We start from the raw sequence: 16,730 nt of genomic DNA, 5'->3' as shown, positions 1-16,730 counted from the left end.
CGGGTGATTTCGACAGTAACCCGCCTCGGGCGGATCCTTATGTGGCTGCTGGTCAGCCTGCTGATTGTGTTGGCTTTGGCCGTCACAGCCCTGCGCATTTTGCTGCCACAAATGAACCGTTTTCAGGCGGAGATTCAGCATTGGCTGAATCAAAACTCGTCGGTACAAGTGGCGATTGCTGATGTACAAGGTTACTGGCGCAATACGCACCCCTCCCTCTCACTGCAAACCTTACAAGCCCATTGGCCGGACAGTAACGATATTCAGCTGAACGCGGCCAGTGTCGAGATTGAGTTCGACCTGCTGCAATCACTGTGGCAGCGGCAACCTGTGGTTGCCGATCTTACTGTCAATGGTTTAGTCCTTGATTTACGGGCGATCGACTGGCTGGCCTTAGAGCAAAATCCTAATCCGAAACAGTCGCGTCAAGGCCGCGTAGTCAAACAGCTCGATGATCTCTTACTGCGTCAACTGGATGATTTCACCCTCAAAAACTCAGCGATTTTGTATCGCACTTTTGCCGGCGATCTGCGCCAACTCGATATTGAAAAACTGCGTTGGCAAAACCAAGGTCTACGCCACTTTGCTGAAGGGGTGGTCAGTATTGCAGGCATCAACATCAACTCTTTGTTGGTAAGCGCTAACTTTATTGATCATGGTTCGCTGCGCGATGTGTCGGGCGATTTCTATGTCAGCGCGGATAAAGTGCGCGTATTACCTTGGTTAACACGATATTTAAAAGATCAAACTGGCATTCAAAAAGGCCAAGTAAGCTTAAATGCTTGGGCGACCCTTGAGCACAATCAGCCGAAAGATGGCTATGTCGAATTTAAGCCTTCGGAGTTGGTGTGGCAAAACGGTGAGCAGACCCATGAACTGCTGCTTGAGTCAGGGATTGTCGAACTCAAACCAACCGAGAAAGGTTGGCAAGTGAATGCCCACTCACTGCGTTTACGAAGTGATGATGAGCTATGGCCGCTTTTGGATGTGGCGATGGATTGGCAGCCCGATGAGTGGCGGCTTAATCTCTCTCAGCTCAATATTGAGAACCTGTTACCTCTGGCTAAGTTGATCCCCGAGTCACAAACGCTCAATCATTGGCTGACAACCTTAAAGCCGAAAGGGACTTTGGAAGATGTGCGCATTGCCAAAGGCGCAACGTTAGAATCATTACGTTATTCGGCATCATTAATTGATGGCGGAATAGCGCAATGGGAGTTGCTACCCCAAGTCAATGCTCTGCAAGCGCAAATTCAAGGCTCGCCGAGCAAAGCACTCATTAAAGCCAGCATGGTGGATGACGTCTTGCCCTATGGTGAGGTGTTCCAAGCTCCTCTGAATATCCGCCAAGGCGCAGTGAATCTGGTCTGGCAGCAAGAGCAATATGGATGGTCGCTCTGGTCCGATAAAGTCACGGTAGCGACGCCGGATTTGCAAGCGCTGGGCGCATTTCGTCTCGATTTTCCGGATGATGCTAGCCCATTCCTCTCATTTTATGCGGAAGCCGATCTCTTTAATGCTGGGGAGACATGGCGCTACTTGCCGACGTTGGCGTTAGGCCGTGAGCTGACCGATTATCTCTCGACCGCGATTCAAGCGGGACAAGTCAATACCGCGAAACTGATCTGGTATGGCGCGTTAGATCAGTTTCCTTATCGTATGCACAATGGCGTGTTCCAAGCTTGGGTTGGTTTAAAAGAGGCCAAATTTGCCTTTGATACGGCTTGGCCACCGATCACCGATTTGCAGCTCGATCTGCTGTTTGAAAATGACGCCATGTATCTCGACTCGCGCTCTGCTACCTTGATGGAAGTCAGTGCTGAACGGATCACCGGTCGTATTCCTGAATTGGCCGAGCTGGGTCACATTGAGATTGAAGCGGTAGCCAGTGCCCAGCAAGGTAACGCGATTCGCAATTACATGATGGCGACCCCGTTAGTCGATTCCGTAGGCGCGGCGCTGACTACGATTCAAGTTAAAGGTCCGGTGCGCTCAGAGTTTCAACTCAATATTCCATTCCACAGTGGCGCAGAGCCGCGGGCTTGGGGCTTTGCCGAGCTGAGCAATAACGCGGTGGATATTGATACACCGCCGATGAGCCTTACCTCTGTGTCTGGCAAAATCGAGTTCGATAATGACCGCGTGAGTGCAGCGGGGCTTGATGCCCGTTTGCTCAAACAGCCCGTCTCGATCGATTTTAAAGGCGAAGATGCCAAGCGGGGTTATGCGGTTGGCATTGATATGGTTGGGGATTGGGAAGTCAAACCGCTGATCCCGTTTGTGGGCGAACGCTGGTTAAGCCGAGTGAAAGGCCATGCACCTTGGCAGGCGAGCGTTGACATTCAACTCAATGATGTGGGCTTTACTTACCAATTGGATGGTAAGGCGGATTTGCGCGGGTTAGAGAGCCGCTACCCCTTCCCACTTAAAAAAGCACTCAAAGTGAAAGGGCAGGCTCTGTTGCAAGCCTCGGGCAATCAAGAGATGGTTTCCGCGCGCTTGCAACTGCCGCAAGCAAAATATCAGGCCGAGATCGATTTAACGCCTAAAGTACCGGTTCTGAAAGCCACGAATCTGGTGCTTGGGCAGGGCAGTTTTAAAATTAGCCCAGTGGTGGGGCATCATGTCCAGTTGCGTAGCCAAGCGTTCAATCTGGATGATTGGCTCTCCATTTTGAATGAAAAGCCTGCGCCTAAATCGCGAAAATCTAAGCTGGCTAGTTTAAATACGCCGGCATTTCCAATGCCAGAACGAGTGGATGCGGCGGTTAAAGAGCTGACCTTTGCAGGGTTGGATTGGCATGACGTGGATCTTAATGCGCGGCGCAAAGACCTCGGCTGGCTTCTCAATCTGGATAGCCAAGAGATCAAAGGCCAAGCCAATTATATTGAGCCTTATGATTTGAGTATTGCGCTTGAGCGCCTGCATCTGTTTTTGCCTCAGCTCGAGGTGGGGGAAGAGGCGTTGCTGGTTGATCTTGATCGTCAGAAATTACCGCTTATCACCGATTTTGATCGTAAATTCCATCAATGGATGCCTAACCTTACGTTGACCATCAAAGACTTTTGGTTGCAAGGCTACAAAATCGGCCAAGCCAATGTCGATTTTCAGCGCCAAGGGGATACGCTGCTGTGGAAGAGCATTGATTTCACTAGTGGTACCAACCAACTGCATGTTAATGGCACTTGGACTCTGACTGATACTCAGAGCCGAACCCAAATGAATTTGGATATGAAGGGCGATAACAACAGTGACTTGATGGCACGTTTTGGGATCAACTCAGGTATCCAGCGTGCGCCGTTTGAGATTACCGCAAGAACCCAATGGGATGGCGCTCCGTGGTCAATGCAGGTCAACACTTTGCAAGGCAAGGTGGATACCAAACTTGGAAAAGGGGTGATTTCCGATGTGAGTGGGGCGGCAAGGTTACTTGGTCTATTTAGCCTTGATTCAATCATACGCAAAATGCAGCTCGACTTTAGCGATGTATTTGATAAAGGGATGGCGTTTGATTCGATCTCCGGCAGTGGTGAGCTTTCCCAAGGAATTTTTGTCACCAATAACATCAAAATGGATGCGGTGGCCGGAGAGATGACGATTAAAGGTCTCGCCGATCTCAATACGCGCACGGTCGATGCAGAAGTGAATTTCGTCCCGGACATTACATCAGGCATTCCGGTATTGACGGCGTTTGCGGTGACACCGCAAACCGCCTTGTATGTGCTGGCGATCACCACGGTGATCTCTCCGGTAGTGGAAGTGTTTACTCAAGTTAACTATGAAGTAAAAGGACCGCTCGATTCACCGACGGTGAAAGAGCTTTCGCGCAGTAAAGGCGAATTCAAGTTGCCGGAAAAGCTGCGTAAACTGACTGAATAGGGAAGAAAATGCAACGAGTTGGACTGGTGCAAATGACCTCAGGCCCTGAGATAAGTCGTAATCTGACTTATCTCAAACAAGAGGTGGCCAAGCTTGCTCAGCAAGGAGCGCAATGGATTGTGACACCAGAAAATGCCCTGCTGTTGGGGAATCGTGAACAATACCATCAACAAGCCGAATCTCTGGATCACGGTCCAGTTCAGCACGCCTTAGCGAGCCTCGCCAAAGAATATGGTGTATGGTTATTAATAGGCAGTATGCCGATCCGCCGCGCTGACGGGGTCACCACCAGTAGCCTATTGTGGAATGCACAAGGTGAGCGAGTGGCGGTTTACGATAAACTGCATATGTTCGATGTCGATGTCGCCGATGGCCATCAGCGTTATCGCGAATCCGAAACCTTTACGCCGGGGCAACAGGTGGTCGTCACCTCAACGCCGTTTGGAGCGTTGGGTCTATCGATTTGCTACGATGTGCGCTTTCCGCACTTGTACGCAGAATTACGGCGCCAAGGTGCACAGATTTTGCTGGTTCCTGCGGCCTTTACTGCGGTGACAGGCCAAGCCCACTGGGAAGTCTTGTTACGCGCCCGAGCCATTGAAACGCAATGCTGGGTGATTGCCGTGGGTCAAACTGGACATCACCCATGCGGACGAGAGACGTGGGGACATTCCATGGTGATTAGCCCGTGGGGTGAAGTGATCGCCAATTTAGGCGCCGAAGTACAAAGTAAAGTGGTCGAGTTCGATCTTGCAACGCTCGATTCTGTGAGACGCGCAATGCCCATTACACAGCACACGCGTTTTACCCATCAATTAATAGAGAACACACACTGATGACGATGAACCAAATTGAAACGGCACTGCTGGCACCCGCTGGGCTCACTGAACAGGATATTGCCGATACGCTGTCCAGTATTGCGACTCGCCAAATTGATTATGCCGATATTTATTTCCAATCCAGCTGGCATGAATCTCTGGTGCTGGAAGACAGCATCATTAAAGATGGCTCATTCAATATTGATTGTGGAGTCGGTGTGCGCGCCGTCAGTGGTGAAAAAACCGGTTTTGCTTACTCTGATCAAATTCAGTTAGAAGGTTTAAAGCAGAGTGCCATCGCGGCGCGTGGGATTGCTCAACAAGGTCAAAACCTCACCGTACAAGCGTTTAAGCGCGCGCAACATCCTGAGTTTTATGGCGCGCATAACCCACTGGAAAGTTGGGAAAAACAGCAAAAAACCGAACTGCTGAAACAACTGGATGCGTACATTCGTACTAAAGAGCCACTCATCACCGAAGTGTCAGTCAGTTTAAGCGGTGTGCATGAGCAGATCCTCGTAGCGGCTACTGATGGCACGTATGCAGGGGATATTCGTCCTCTGGTTCGTCTTTCGATCAGTGTGTTGGCGCAAAAAGGCGATCGTCGTGAGCGCGGTAGCGCCGGTGGTGGTGGCCGTTTTGGTTACGACTATTTCTTACAAGAAGAAGCGGGACAAAAAATCGCGTTTTCTTTCGCCGATGAAGCGATTCGTCAAGCGCTCGTTAACCTTGAAGCGGTAGCCGCTCCTGCCGGAACCATGCCTGTGGTACTCGGTTCTGGTTGGCCGGGTGTGTTGCTGCATGAGGCGGTCGGTCATGGCCTGGAAGGCGATTTTAACCGTAAAGGCTCGTCGGTATTTGCAGGCAAAGTCGGCAAAAAAGTCACTTCCGATCTGTGTACGATTGTCGATGACGGTACACTCAAAGATCTGCGCGGCTCACTCAATGTCGATGATGAAGGGGTGAGTGGTCAATACAACGTGCTGATCGAAAAAGGCATTTTGAAAGGCTACATCCAAGACAAACTCAATGCGCGTTTAATGGGGGGTGGCACCAACGGGTAACGGTCGCCGCGAGTCTTACGCTCATCTGCCGATGCCGCGTATGACCAATACCTACATGCTGCCGGGTGAGCACACACCAGAAGAGATCATCGCTTCGGTGAAAAAAGGCATTTACGCTCCGAACTTTGGCGGCGGTCAGGTGGATATCACCTCCGGTAAGTTTGTGTTCTCGGCCTCTGAAGCTTACTTGATTGAAAATGGCAAAATCACCCGTCCAATCAAAGGCGCCACTCTGATTGGTTCTGGTATTGAAGCTATGCAGCAGGTCTCTATGGTCGGTAACGATCTGGCGCTGGATCGTGGTGTTGGCGTGTGTGGTAAAGCCGGACAAAGCGTGCCAGTTGGCGTTGGCCAGCCAACTCTGAAGTTGGATGCCCTGACTGTGGGTGGGACTGAGTAACCGAATTTTTCTTGTTCGTTGGCCTAACCGTTAGTCTGACAATAGACACTACGACACAAAACCACCGCCATTCGCGGTGGTTTTGCGTTGAGAGATTAAATCCCGTCACGCTCAATCGGGCAGCTCATACAACGTGCACCGCCGCGGCCTCGTCCTAGCTCATTGCCGGGAATGGTCAGTACCTTAATGCCTGCTTTATCGTATTTCTCATTGGTATAAACGTTACGTTCGTAGCCAATCACTACCCCAGGTTTGACAGTGAGGACGTTATTGGCGTCATTCCACTGCTCGCGTTCGGCTTCGTAACTGTTGCCACCTGTGGTGATGATTTTCAAATAATCGACTCCAAGTGCTTGCTCAATGGCGTGTAAATAGCTGGGGACTTGCTCAACGCGTATATCGCCGTTGTTGCCCTTAGGGGTGAGTCGCCAAGTCGGCAGATCTTTACGCATGACCTCTGGATAAACGGAAAAAGTATCCACATCTATATGAGTCATCACCGTATCTAAATGCATGCATGAGCGATGTTTGGGCAGGTTGATCGCAATTACTTCGCTGGCTTGACCATGTTTAAAGAGTGCGGCCGCTAAATTTTCCACCCCTTGTGGTGAAGTGCGTTCAGACATTCCAATCAACACCGCGCCTTTGCCGATCACCAGCACATCACCACCCTCGATATTGGCGTTGTCGTAGTGCAGATCATCAATACCGAAATAGTGGATAAAAGGATGCTGGGCAAAAGTCGGGTGCCAGCGATAAATCGCGCGCAAATGGTTGGTTTCACGCTGGCGAGCCGGTTTCATCATTGGATTGAGTGACACCCCGCCATACACCCAGCATGAGGTATCACGAGTAAACAGGTGATTGGGCAGCGGCTCAATCACAAAATCGAGTGGCTGGCGCATTTTCGGTAGCATGGAATCCGATTCGAGGTGCAATTCAGAAAAAGCGAGCCCGCCCAGTAAAAGCGTGGTGAGATGATGATCATCAAGATGGTTAAGAGAGTGGCGCAGCTCGCGAGCAAAGGTTGGACCAAAGCGAAAATCGCTGATCTGAGTGTTCAGTAGCCACTGTCTGGCTTCAGGAATGGCGAGTGTCTCTTCGAGTAAATCGTGCAGCAGTAACACTTCCACATCTTGCGTGCGCAACGTATTGGCAAAGGCATCGTGCTCAACGCCCGCCGCTTCAACGGCCAGTACATCATCAAACAAGAGTTCATGGCAGTTAGAGGGGGTTAAATGGGTGAGTGCCCGCTCCGGACGATTTAACAATACACGGCGCAGTTGCCCCACTTCAGAGCCCACATACAAACGATTCATCGGGTTTCCTTCCTCTCTTTTGTGCCACCCATTGCGATGTGTAGGTAGCGATGGCTTATCCCTTTCCTATTTGCAGCGGTGTTGGCTACGTTCGTTCATCCCAGTCACAGTGTTTATCTATGCTCATGGGGATGTACTCTCTTGCCGCCTACCTGCCACTCCAAGTAGTTTGGGTATAACAAGCATCCTGCTTGCCAATTCTTCGGTTCGATATAGTTATGAAGAGATTTATATGAAGTTGCAAGTTGGCTTTGTGTTATTAAATGTCGCCTTGTTTTTATTTTTTAGATTATTTGTCTTTTTTGACTGTGATTTTTAGCGCTGTATTCTTTTTGCACCTAAGAAGTGTGTTGTTGCTCAATTTGCTTAGCTATGCGCAGCATAAGCCGATGTGTTTATGCATTTTTGGTTATTTAATTAACTATTTATTCACAATTGGTGAGTGCTTGAAGGAGAGGGTGGCATTTTTCCCTTTTTTAGCCGGTTTTTAGCTATGCATTATCTTTCCATAAACAGGCAATCAGCCGCTCGATTTCAACGGATAGAGAGAGCACAGATTATGCTGAATTTGGCATTTGATAAAAAAATGTTAAAAACCTTATAAGGAAAGGATCGTGAGTTCAGTGAAAGATCTTCCCAGATCGTTTTGTGGCTAGAAATTCCCTTCAATCCATGCGATAGTGCGCCGCACAAATTTCCGATCCCATTGACTATCTGGAGCACATCATGTCTCACCAAGATGATTATCTATCTGTAGAAGAATTAATCGAGATCCAAAAGGAAGAGACTCGCGACATTATTCAGGCCCTGCTCGAAGATGGCAGTGATCCAGATGCCTTGTATGAGATTGAGCACCATCTGTTTGCAGAAGATTTCGATAAGCTGGAAAAAGCGGCCGTTGAAGCGTTCAAAATGGGTTTTGAAGTGCTGGAAGCGGAAGAAACGGAAGATGAAGATGGCAATAAGCTGCTCTGCTTTGATGCCACCATGCAGTCTGCATTAGATGCCAAACTGATTGATGAACAAGTGGAAAAACTGGTCAATCTGGCTGAAAAATTTGACATCATTTATGACGGTTGGGGTACGTATTACGAAGGCGAAGACGCTTTGTACTCTGACGAAGATGAGGATGAAGACGACGAGCATTAATCCTCGAGTCTAAGATACCAGCCACAGGGCTGGTATTTTTTTGCCTGTACTAATCGATTGTAAGCCACAATCACTGTGTTACATGGACGCTGCAATAGATTTCACTTCGGGTATAATGCGCGCAAACCAACAGGAATTGGAACCTTATGCAGCTCTCACTCGCCGGCCTTTGGCAACTCTCTCCACTGACGGATCTCTCCATCCCTCAAGATGACATCACCTTTCCAGCGCCATTAAGTGCCGTTTTGCCCAAAACATTGAGCGAAGACGATATTGCGCAGCAAGAGTGGCATTTAATGCACGATATAGAGGTGGATGACGATTTGTTGAGCTTTGCCGCTATTGATTTGGTTATTGAAGGCATTGATTATCACGCTGAAGTGCGCCTTAACGGTGTGGCGCTGTTTGACTGTGATGGCTCACAAGCGATTTACCGCAAAGAGATTCGTCCATTATTGAAGCTGGGACGCAACCGATTTGAAATTCTATTTTTAGAAGCGGATGAGGATGGGTTGCTGGATGAAGAGGAGAGCGAGTTGTGTTTCTTGGGCGAGCAGGATGAGCCCAATTATGATCAGCGAATGGGGATCTGGAAAGCGCCTTATCTACAATGCATCCGTCATTTGCGTCTGACTCATGTTTCAACTGAGCAAATCTGGCATCACAGCGGCTGCGAGTTGCTGGTAAACCTGTTTTTCACCACCTATTCGCCGGGCTTGGTTTCCGCTGCGGTAAAATTTGACGGGCGAGCCTATCAAGTGCCGATTGATGTGCGTAGCGATCATGCGAGCGTACTCTTTCAGGTTGATGCCCCTAAGATCTACGATGTGCGTCACCCGCGAGCAGAAGATCTGTATCTGATCACCGTGCAGTTGGATGGGCAAGTTAAGCGTTTTCGACTTGGCTTGAGTGAAGCGCATTGTGTTAGCCATTTCCCGCTGTAACGTTTTTTGCATCGACAATACAAAACGCCTTCATCAAGAAGGCGTTTGAAGATACTTTGGCACCTAGTGAGCACAGCCAAGATGGCCTGCGTGTTTGCTTTGCCAGACTTTCTCATGGAAGTAGTAGGCACAAGTGTTGATGCTGGGTTCAATCATCGCCATCACTCCACCGACCAACCAACTGCCCGTCAACAGGTAAGCCACGCTGAACGCTACGGTAAAGTGAATCGTCGCGAAGCTGGCCGTTTTGATTCTTGGGTCGCCCGCAAAGCGTTGTAAAGCAGCGGATTTCACCCATGCTTTTTCATGGAAGTAGAACGCAACGGTGTTCACCATAGGTTCGAGCATTGCAATCAGGCTGCCGATGATGACATCGCCTGTCAGTACATACGCTACCGTAAACGCGATGGTAAAGTGTATTGCTGCAAAACTTAATGTCTTTTTCATGATTCAGTCCACCTGATCTTGTACGATGAGTTGAGTATCGATAATCGTTCTCAGTTATTCAAACAGGCAAAACCAATTAGTGTGATAGGAATCGGTGAACAAAAAAGGCGCAATATGCGCCTTGAATAAACGATTGAAGATGGGGCCGATTAACCTTGTGGTTTGACGACCATGACATTAATGGGCGAATTTTCTACCACTTTACTGGCCACGGAGCCGAGCATCACTTTATCGATGCGTGAGCGTTTGTGGCTTGGCATAACAATTAAGTCAGCCCCTAAGCGCTCGGCATAATCAAGGATAGTGGCGTAAGGTTTGCCTTCGGCGATGTGGAGTTTGTACACCACCTCTTCAGCGATGTGCTTCTCCGCAAAGGCTTTGAGTTGTGCTCGCACATCATTTTTCATCTGCGCGGCAGCATCTTTGGGAAAATAAGTCGCCACCATGGACATGTGAATACCAGGCAACACGTTCAGCAAGTGAATTTCGGCATTGGAATGCTTAGCATGCCAGACAGCAAGTTGCACCGCTTTGTCGGCAAAGCCTTGTTCATTCAAATCAACCGGAACAAGAATATGTTTATACATGACGCTCTCTAGGGTTTATTCGTCATCCCGCAACATGCGTCTTAGGGATGCGTTGGCGATGATTGATTGACGGGATAAGTATATGCCTGATTTGACTCAGGCATATTGACATAGCACCTTGTTACGCCTTTTTTATCCGTCTTTTTTGGTTCCAAGCCAGCAGTAAGGTCAGCAAAATCGCAGGCAAGAATACCCACTCTTTCATTGGTCGATCGCTATCGACCACCACTGAGCGAATTTCCCAATCGAAATCGATGCCCGCCGCTTCGGCTGGGCTGCCAAACTCAACCATTTCTACTAGCATGCGGTTTTTATCATTAAGCAGAGTTAAGCCCATCGAGGCGATCCGATCTTGAGCGCTGACGGCGCGATCTTCAAACGGCAGTTGCACGGTTTTAGAGGTGTATTCGCCTTTAAGATTCTCTCCCGCGACGATCATCTGGATCGGTTGTCCAACGGGAGCTTGCTCGACAATCTGCTCTAACTTAGTGCCGGCATACATGACTTGAGCTGGGTAGACCATGTCCCACCAAAAACCGGGGCGGAAGAAGGTAAAGGTCAGCACCAGTAGCGCGACGACTTCCCACCATTTGGTTTTGGTTAACCACCACCCTTGGGTTGCCGCCGAGAACAGCAACATGGCGGTAATGGAAGAGAGTATGGTCAGCATTAAGTGCCACCAGCTATCAATGCCCATCAGCAGCAGTTGGGTATTAAACACAAACATGAAAGGCAAAATCGCGGTGCGGATATCGTAGGCAAAGCCTTGGATACCGGTGCGGATCGGGTCGGATTTGGCGATCGCCGCCGCGGCAAATGCGGCAAGTCCGACCGGAGGCGTATCATCGGCCAAAATACCGAAATAGAATACGAACAGATGCACCGCAATCAGTGGAATGATTAAGCCATGTTCAGCGCCTAGAGTGACAATGACTGGAGCCATCAAGGTGGAAACCACGATGTAGTTGGCGGTCGTTGGTAAGCCCATACCCAGAATTAAGCTGATCACGGCAGTGAAAATCAGCATCAGCATCAAGTTACCGCCAGAGATAAACTCGACAAAGTCGGTCATCACTAAACCAATCCCAGTCAGGGTAACTACCCCCACGACTGTGCCAGCGGCAGCGGTCGCGACCCCAATTCCGATCATATTACGGGCACCTGAGACTAAGCTTTCCAAAAGATCAGTCACGCCCTCTTTCGCCGCATCACCCAGTGAACCTGTGCGATTAAAGAGAGCCATCAGTGGACGTTGCGTGAGTAGGATGAAAATCATAAACACGCTGGCCCAGAAGGCGGATAAGCCGGGCGAGAAGCGCTCAACCGTCAAACACCACACCAATACCACAATCGGCAGCAAGTAGTGTAGACCGGATTTTAGCGTCGGGGCGACATCGGGGACGTACTGCAAATTCTCATCAATCCCTAAACCCTCTTTGGCGTAGGGGGCGGAGATTTTCACTAAGCCAACATAAGCGGCCAATAACACCACAGTAAGGATGGGCGTTGCTGCGTCGCCAAAGGCTTCTTTAGTCCAGCCGATACCGTAATAAACCACGGCACTTATCACGCATAAACCAAGAATCGTGGCGGTAAATGAGAGCAGCTTTTGAGCCACCGTCGATTGATGACGACGAGGCAAACCACTCATGCCCGCCTTACACGCTTCAAGATGAACGATATAAATCAGCGCGATATAAGAAATCAGTGCGGGTAGGATCGCCGCTTTGATCACTTCAACATAGGAAATCCCGACATATTCCACCATTAAGAAAGCCGCTGCGCCCATAATCGGTGGGGTTAGTTGGCCGTTGGTGGAGGCGGCCACTTCCACTGCACCCGCTTTGGTGCCGGGAAAGCCGACACGTTTCATTAAAGGAATGGTGAAAGTTCCCGTGGTGACCACGTTGGCGATTGAAGAGCCAGAAACCAATCCGGAAAGGCCTGACGCTACCACGGCCGCTTTGGCTGGACCGCCACGCATGTGCCCGAGCATCGAGAAAGCCACTTTGATGAAGTAAGCGCCCGCGCCAGCCCGCTCCAACATGGCACCAAAAAGCACGAACAGGAACACGAATGAGGTAGATACCCCAAGTGCGACACCAAATACCCCTTCGGTGGTGAGCCACAAGTGTGACATCGCCTTATTTAGGCTCGCCCCTTTATGGGCAATCACATCGGGCATGTAAGGGCCAGCGAAGGTGTAAAGTAAAAAGAGCGCGGCCACCATCATCAGTGGTGGGCCTAATGCCCGGCGTGTCGCTTCGAGGAGTAATACCATGCCGACCACAGAGGCGATCACATCAAACTGAGTGGGTGCGCCTGAGCGTCCTGCGAGCTCGGCGTAAAACAGATAGATATAAGCAGCGGAAAAGCTGCCCGCGAGTGCCAAAAGCCAGTCGGTTAAAGGAATACGATCGCGCGGCGAACCTTTCATTGCCGGATAGGCCGTGAAGGCGAGAAAAACGGCAAACGTTAAGTGAATGGAGCGAGCTTGCGTATCATTGAGTACGCCGAAGTCGAAGATAAAGGGGAGTGGTGAAGCGTACCAAAGTTGGAAAAGTGACCAACAGAGCGGAACAAACCAAAGCACACGCCCCGGAAGCCCTTTGGGGGCTCGAGCGCCAGTGTCTGCTTGCGCCACCATCTCTTGCACATCTTGCGACGGTGTTGTTGTCTGCGTCATGTACCTTATCCTTATTATTGATGTTCCATAGACTTGTCATCGGTACTGAGAGTGTTGTACCTGAAAGTAGTATCACCAAACGTGAACGTGATACTAAGGAGGAGGCATTTGCCTCCTCTTTTTTTATTTTTACGGGAGAGGATTTCCTCTCCCTTCTCAATTGAAACGCGTTACTTAATCAAACCCGCTTCTTTGTAGTATTTCACTGCACCTGGGTGGAGTGGGATAGAGTTCCCTGCGGTTACCATGTCTTCTTTTTTCAAGTTAGCAAACGCTGGGTGGAGGCGAGTAAAGGTATCGAAGTTTTCAAATACCGCTTTGGTCAGGTTGTAGACGACCGCTTCAGACACATCTTCCGTGGTGACTAACGTTGCTGCCACACCAAAGCTTTTCACTTCTTGATCTGTGCCGCTGTACATGCCAGCCGGTACAACGCTGTATGCATAGTAAGGGTTGTTGGCGACGATCTTTTCGATCTCAGGGCCCGTAGCGGGAACCAGTTTGGCAGCACAAGAGGTGGTCGCTTCTTTGATGGCACCATTTGGATGGCCAACCATGTAGATGAAGGCATCAATCTTGTTGTCACACAGCGCTTGTGAGCGCTCTGAACCTTTGAGCTCCGCCGCCAGTTTAAAGCTGTCGTTATTCCAACCGAAGGCATCCATCACCACTTGCATAGTGGCGCGATCGCCTGAGCCTGGGTTACCAATGTTCACGCGCTTGCCCGCGAGGTCTTTCACGTTTTCAATGCCTGAATCAGCACGCGCGATGATATTGAAAGGCTCGGTGTGCATTGAGAATACGGCGCGCAGTTTTTTGTATGGGCCTTGTTCTGCAAATTCGCTCGTACCGTTGTAGCCATGGTACTGCCAATCTGATTGCACAATACCGAAATCCAATTCGCCAGAACGGATAGTGTTGACGTTGTAAATAGAGCCGCCAGTCGATTCAACGGAACAACGAATGTTGTGATCTTTACGATCCTTGTTCACTAATTTACAGATAGCGCCGCCCGTCGGGTAATAAACACCAGTAACCGAACCGGTACCGATAGTAATGAAATCCTGTGCGCTGGCGACACCAGAGCCGATAACTGCGGCTGCGATAGCACCCATTTTGATTATTTTAGGTAATGACATGAATTTCCCTTCCTTCATTGGTAATGTAACCCAAAGCGTCAGCGCGGCTTCGAGCTTTCCTGCCTGAGAAACGTTGCTTTATTCGCGGCAAAGAACGATAAAGCAGCGGAATCATACCAAAAAAACAACAGATAATTACACAACTGTTAAAATTTATAGTGTGATTGACTCATTTATTAAACAGCAAAGTGTTGAGTATTCCGTAAATATACTCTTTTAATTTCAGATGCTTAGTATGTTTAAGTGGTGAGTAATGATGTTTCTAAGATGTGAGTTTAGTCACGCACTATGACGTGACTAAACATCATTAAATGAGAAAGTGGTTAACCGGCGTATTCAAACAATTCGCACACAGATTGGAACAGCTCTTTCACTGGAACATCCAAGGTCGGGGTGATAAAAATCGTGTCATCGCCAGCGACTACCCCGAGAATGCCTTCGGATTTGCCGAGAGAGTCGAGCAAGCGAGCGATCAATTGTGCCGCTCCCGGACCTGTGCGGATCACCACCAACGCGTTGTTGTAATCCACATCCAGCACTAATTCACGCAGTGAGCTACTCGCTGTCGGTACGCCTAATTCTGCAGGCAAGCAGTAAACCATCTCCATCTTAGCGTTACGGGTACGTACCGCGCCAAACTTGGTCAGCATGCGCGATACTTTGGATTGGTTGATGTTGTCAAAGCCTTCATTTTTTAGCGCTTCAACAATATCGCCTTGTGAGCCAAAGCGTTCTTCTTTTAGTAAGGCTTTGAAGGCTCGGACTAGGTTGTCTTGTTTATCTACGTTACGCATGGTTCTTCTTACTTTGGTTAAATGATCGATTTGTGCATATTCTCGCATACCTATGCATGACACACCAAACGACTCGCTAAAATTGTCTTCACTGTCACTGTAAATGTTTTTGTTATCAGGTTAGATCGCTGTATAACTCTTTGTCTCAATTGAACATTAACCGATAATCGTCTTCGATGCTGTAACGCCTTCTCAGCAGTATTGCGCAAAGTCGCAAAGCTGACGTTAATTGATTGTAATCAGATTGTGATTACTATAGCGTTTGACGGTCGGATACACCTAATCACCCTACAAACATATAAGAGATTACTCTCAAGGAGATTTACGATGAAAGTCGCTGTTATTGGTGCCGCTGGCGGCATTGGTCAAGCCCTTGCTCTGTTACTCAAAAACCGTCTTCCTGCTGGTTCTGATCTCGCGCTGTATGATATTGCGCCTGTCACACCGGGTGTCGCTGCGGATCTGAGTCATATCCCAACACCAGTTACCATCAAAGGCTATGCGGGTGAAGACCCAACGCCTGCGTTGGAAGGTGCGGATGTGGTTCTGGTTTCTGCGGGTGTTGCACGTAAGCCGGGTATGGATCGTGCGGATCTGTTCAATGTGAACGCTGGTATTGTGAAAGCATTGGCAGAAAAAATTGCTGTGGTGTGTCCGAAAGCCTGTGTTGGCATTATTACTAACCCAGTGAACACAACGGTCCCTATCGCAGCCGAAGTGCTGAAAAAAGCCGGTGTGTATGACAAGCGTAAGCTATTTGGTGTCACCACACTGGATGTGATCCGCTCTGAAACCTTCGTTGCCGCACTGAAAGATAAAGATCCGGGCCAAGTTCGTGTGCCTGTGATTGGTGGTCACTCAGGGGTTACCATTCTGCCTCTGTTGTCGCAAGTAGAAGGCGTAAGCTTTACCGATGAAGAAGTCGCCGCTTTGACTAAACGTATCCAAAATGCGGGTACCGAGGTGGTTGAAGCTAAGGCGGGTGGTGGTTCAGCGACTCTTTCTATGGGCCAAGCGGCATGTCGTTTTGGTCTTGCACTGGTTAAAGCACTGCAAGGCGAATCTGATGTTGTTGAGTACGCGTATGTAGAAGGTGAGGGGGAGTACGCTCCATTCTTTGCCCAACCTATCAAGCTAGGTAAAAATGGCGTTGAAGCGTTGCTGGATATCGGCAAACTGAGCGCTTATGAGCAAGCCGCGCTGGATGGCATGTTAGATACGCTCAAAGGCGACATTCAAATCGGTGTTGAGTTTGTAAAATAATCGAAAAACGATTTAAGCATTGGAAAATACCGCTCTTGAAGAGCGGTATTTTTTTATCTCAATGATATCCCCTTCCTACTTGAAGCTGCAGCGGTGTTGGCTACACTCGTTCACCCCAATCACATAGTTTGCCTATGCCTATGCCTATGCTTATGGGGATTCACTTACTTGCCGCCTACCTGCAACTTCAAGTAGTTTGAGATTTGGGAGGTCTTAAAATTAATTATTTGATTTTCCAGTT

General features: G+C 49.1%; 11 protein-coding genes and 1 pseudogene. 6 read left to right on the top strand and 6 right to left on the bottom strand.

Translation table 11 applies throughout. From position 1 onward, the window contains the following. Nucleotides 1–3: 3 nt before the first annotated feature. The 3 genes and pseudogenes from F0316_RS11790 to tldD all read left to right on the top strand — a co-directional run bounded on the left by F0316_RS11790 (nt 4) and on the right by tldD (nt 6,161). Nucleotides 4–3,879 carry a YhdP family protein gene (locus tag F0316_RS11790; RefSeq protein WP_032467975.1) on the top strand — a complete coding sequence of 1,292 codons (3,876 nt, stop codon included), beginning with the start codon at nt 4–6 and terminating at the stop codon, nt 3,877–3,879. A gap of 8 nt (nt 3,880–3,887) precedes the next feature. Beyond that, nucleotides 3,888–4,715, top strand: coding sequence for a carbon-nitrogen hydrolase family protein (locus tag F0316_RS11785; protein WP_001189989.1), 828 nt, complete (start codon nt 3,888–3,890; stop codon nt 4,713–4,715). Next, a pseudogene (gene tldD / locus F0316_RS11780) lies at nt 4,715–6,161 on the top strand (metalloprotease TldD). Before F0316_RS11785 ends, tldD begins: the two are co-directional and overlap by 1 nt. A gap of 95 nt (nt 6,162–6,256) precedes the next feature. On the opposite strand, the gene arcA reads toward tldD, so the two are convergent. Beyond that, nucleotides 6,257–7,480 carry an arginine deiminase gene (gene arcA, locus F0316_RS11775; protein WP_149560499.1) on the bottom strand — a complete coding sequence of 408 codons (1,224 nt, stop codon included), beginning with the start codon at nt 7,478–7,480 and terminating at the stop codon, nt 6,257–6,259. 726 nt (nt 7,481–8,206) lie between these two features. Between arcA and rraB the strand changes: the two genes are divergently transcribed. Next, nucleotides 8,207–8,629, top strand: coding sequence for a ribonuclease E inhibitor RraB (gene rraB, locus F0316_RS11765; protein ID WP_000019331.1), 423 nt, complete (start codon nt 8,207–8,209; stop codon nt 8,627–8,629). 146 nt (nt 8,630–8,775) lie between these two features. Next, entirely contained in the window at nt 8,776–9,573 is a 798-nt protein-coding gene (locus F0316_RS11760) for a glycosyl hydrolase 2 galactose-binding domain-containing protein (RefSeq protein WP_149560498.1), read from the top strand. A gap of 63 nt (nt 9,574–9,636) precedes the next feature. Here the strand turns inward: F0316_RS11760 and F0316_RS11755 are convergent, their stop codons facing one another. The 5 genes from F0316_RS11755 to argR all read right to left on the bottom strand — a co-directional run bounded on the left by F0316_RS11755 (nt 9,637) and on the right by argR (nt 15,226). Next, nucleotides 9,637–10,020, bottom strand: coding sequence for a DUF2061 domain-containing protein (locus tag F0316_RS11755; protein WP_000753231.1), 384 nt, complete (start codon nt 10,018–10,020; stop codon nt 9,637–9,639). 149 nt (nt 10,021–10,169) lie between these two features. Next, a complete protein-coding gene (locus F0316_RS11750) occupies nt 10,170–10,607 on the bottom strand; it encodes a universal stress protein (RefSeq protein WP_000276487.1) in 438 nt (145 codons plus the stop codon). 121 nt (nt 10,608–10,728) lie between these two features. After that, on the bottom strand, nt 10,729–13,293 hold the full coding sequence (locus F0316_RS11745) for a TRAP transporter permease (RefSeq protein ID WP_000195226.1): 2,565 nt from the start codon (nt 13,291–13,293) through the stop codon (nt 10,729–10,731). Between the two features lie 170 nt (nt 13,294–13,463). Next, complete coding sequence (locus F0316_RS11740) at nt 13,464–14,432, bottom strand: TAXI family TRAP transporter solute-binding subunit (RefSeq protein WP_000056629.1); 969 nt, start codon at nt 14,430–14,432, stop codon at nt 13,464–13,466. A gap of 323 nt (nt 14,433–14,755) precedes the next feature. Further along, nucleotides 14,756–15,226, bottom strand: coding sequence for a transcriptional regulator ArgR (gene argR / locus F0316_RS11730; protein ID WP_069730557.1), 471 nt, complete (start codon nt 15,224–15,226; stop codon nt 14,756–14,758). A 327-nt stretch (nt 15,227–15,553) separates the two neighbouring features. Here argR and mdh point away from each other — a divergent pair, with 327 nt between their 5' ends. Continuing rightward, nucleotides 15,554–16,489, top strand: a complete 936-nt coding sequence (mdh, locus tag F0316_RS11725) for a malate dehydrogenase (protein ID WP_000861563.1) — start codon at nt 15,554–15,556, stop codon at nt 16,487–16,489. Nucleotides 16,490–16,730 lie beyond the last annotated feature (241 nt).

The organism is Vibrio cholerae, assembly GCF_008369605.1.
Lineage (GTDB): Bacteria > Pseudomonadota > Gammaproteobacteria > Enterobacterales > Vibrionaceae > Vibrio > Vibrio cholerae.
Note: the sequence above shows the minus strand (reverse complement) of the source record. Positions and strands in the feature narration are given on the sequence as shown.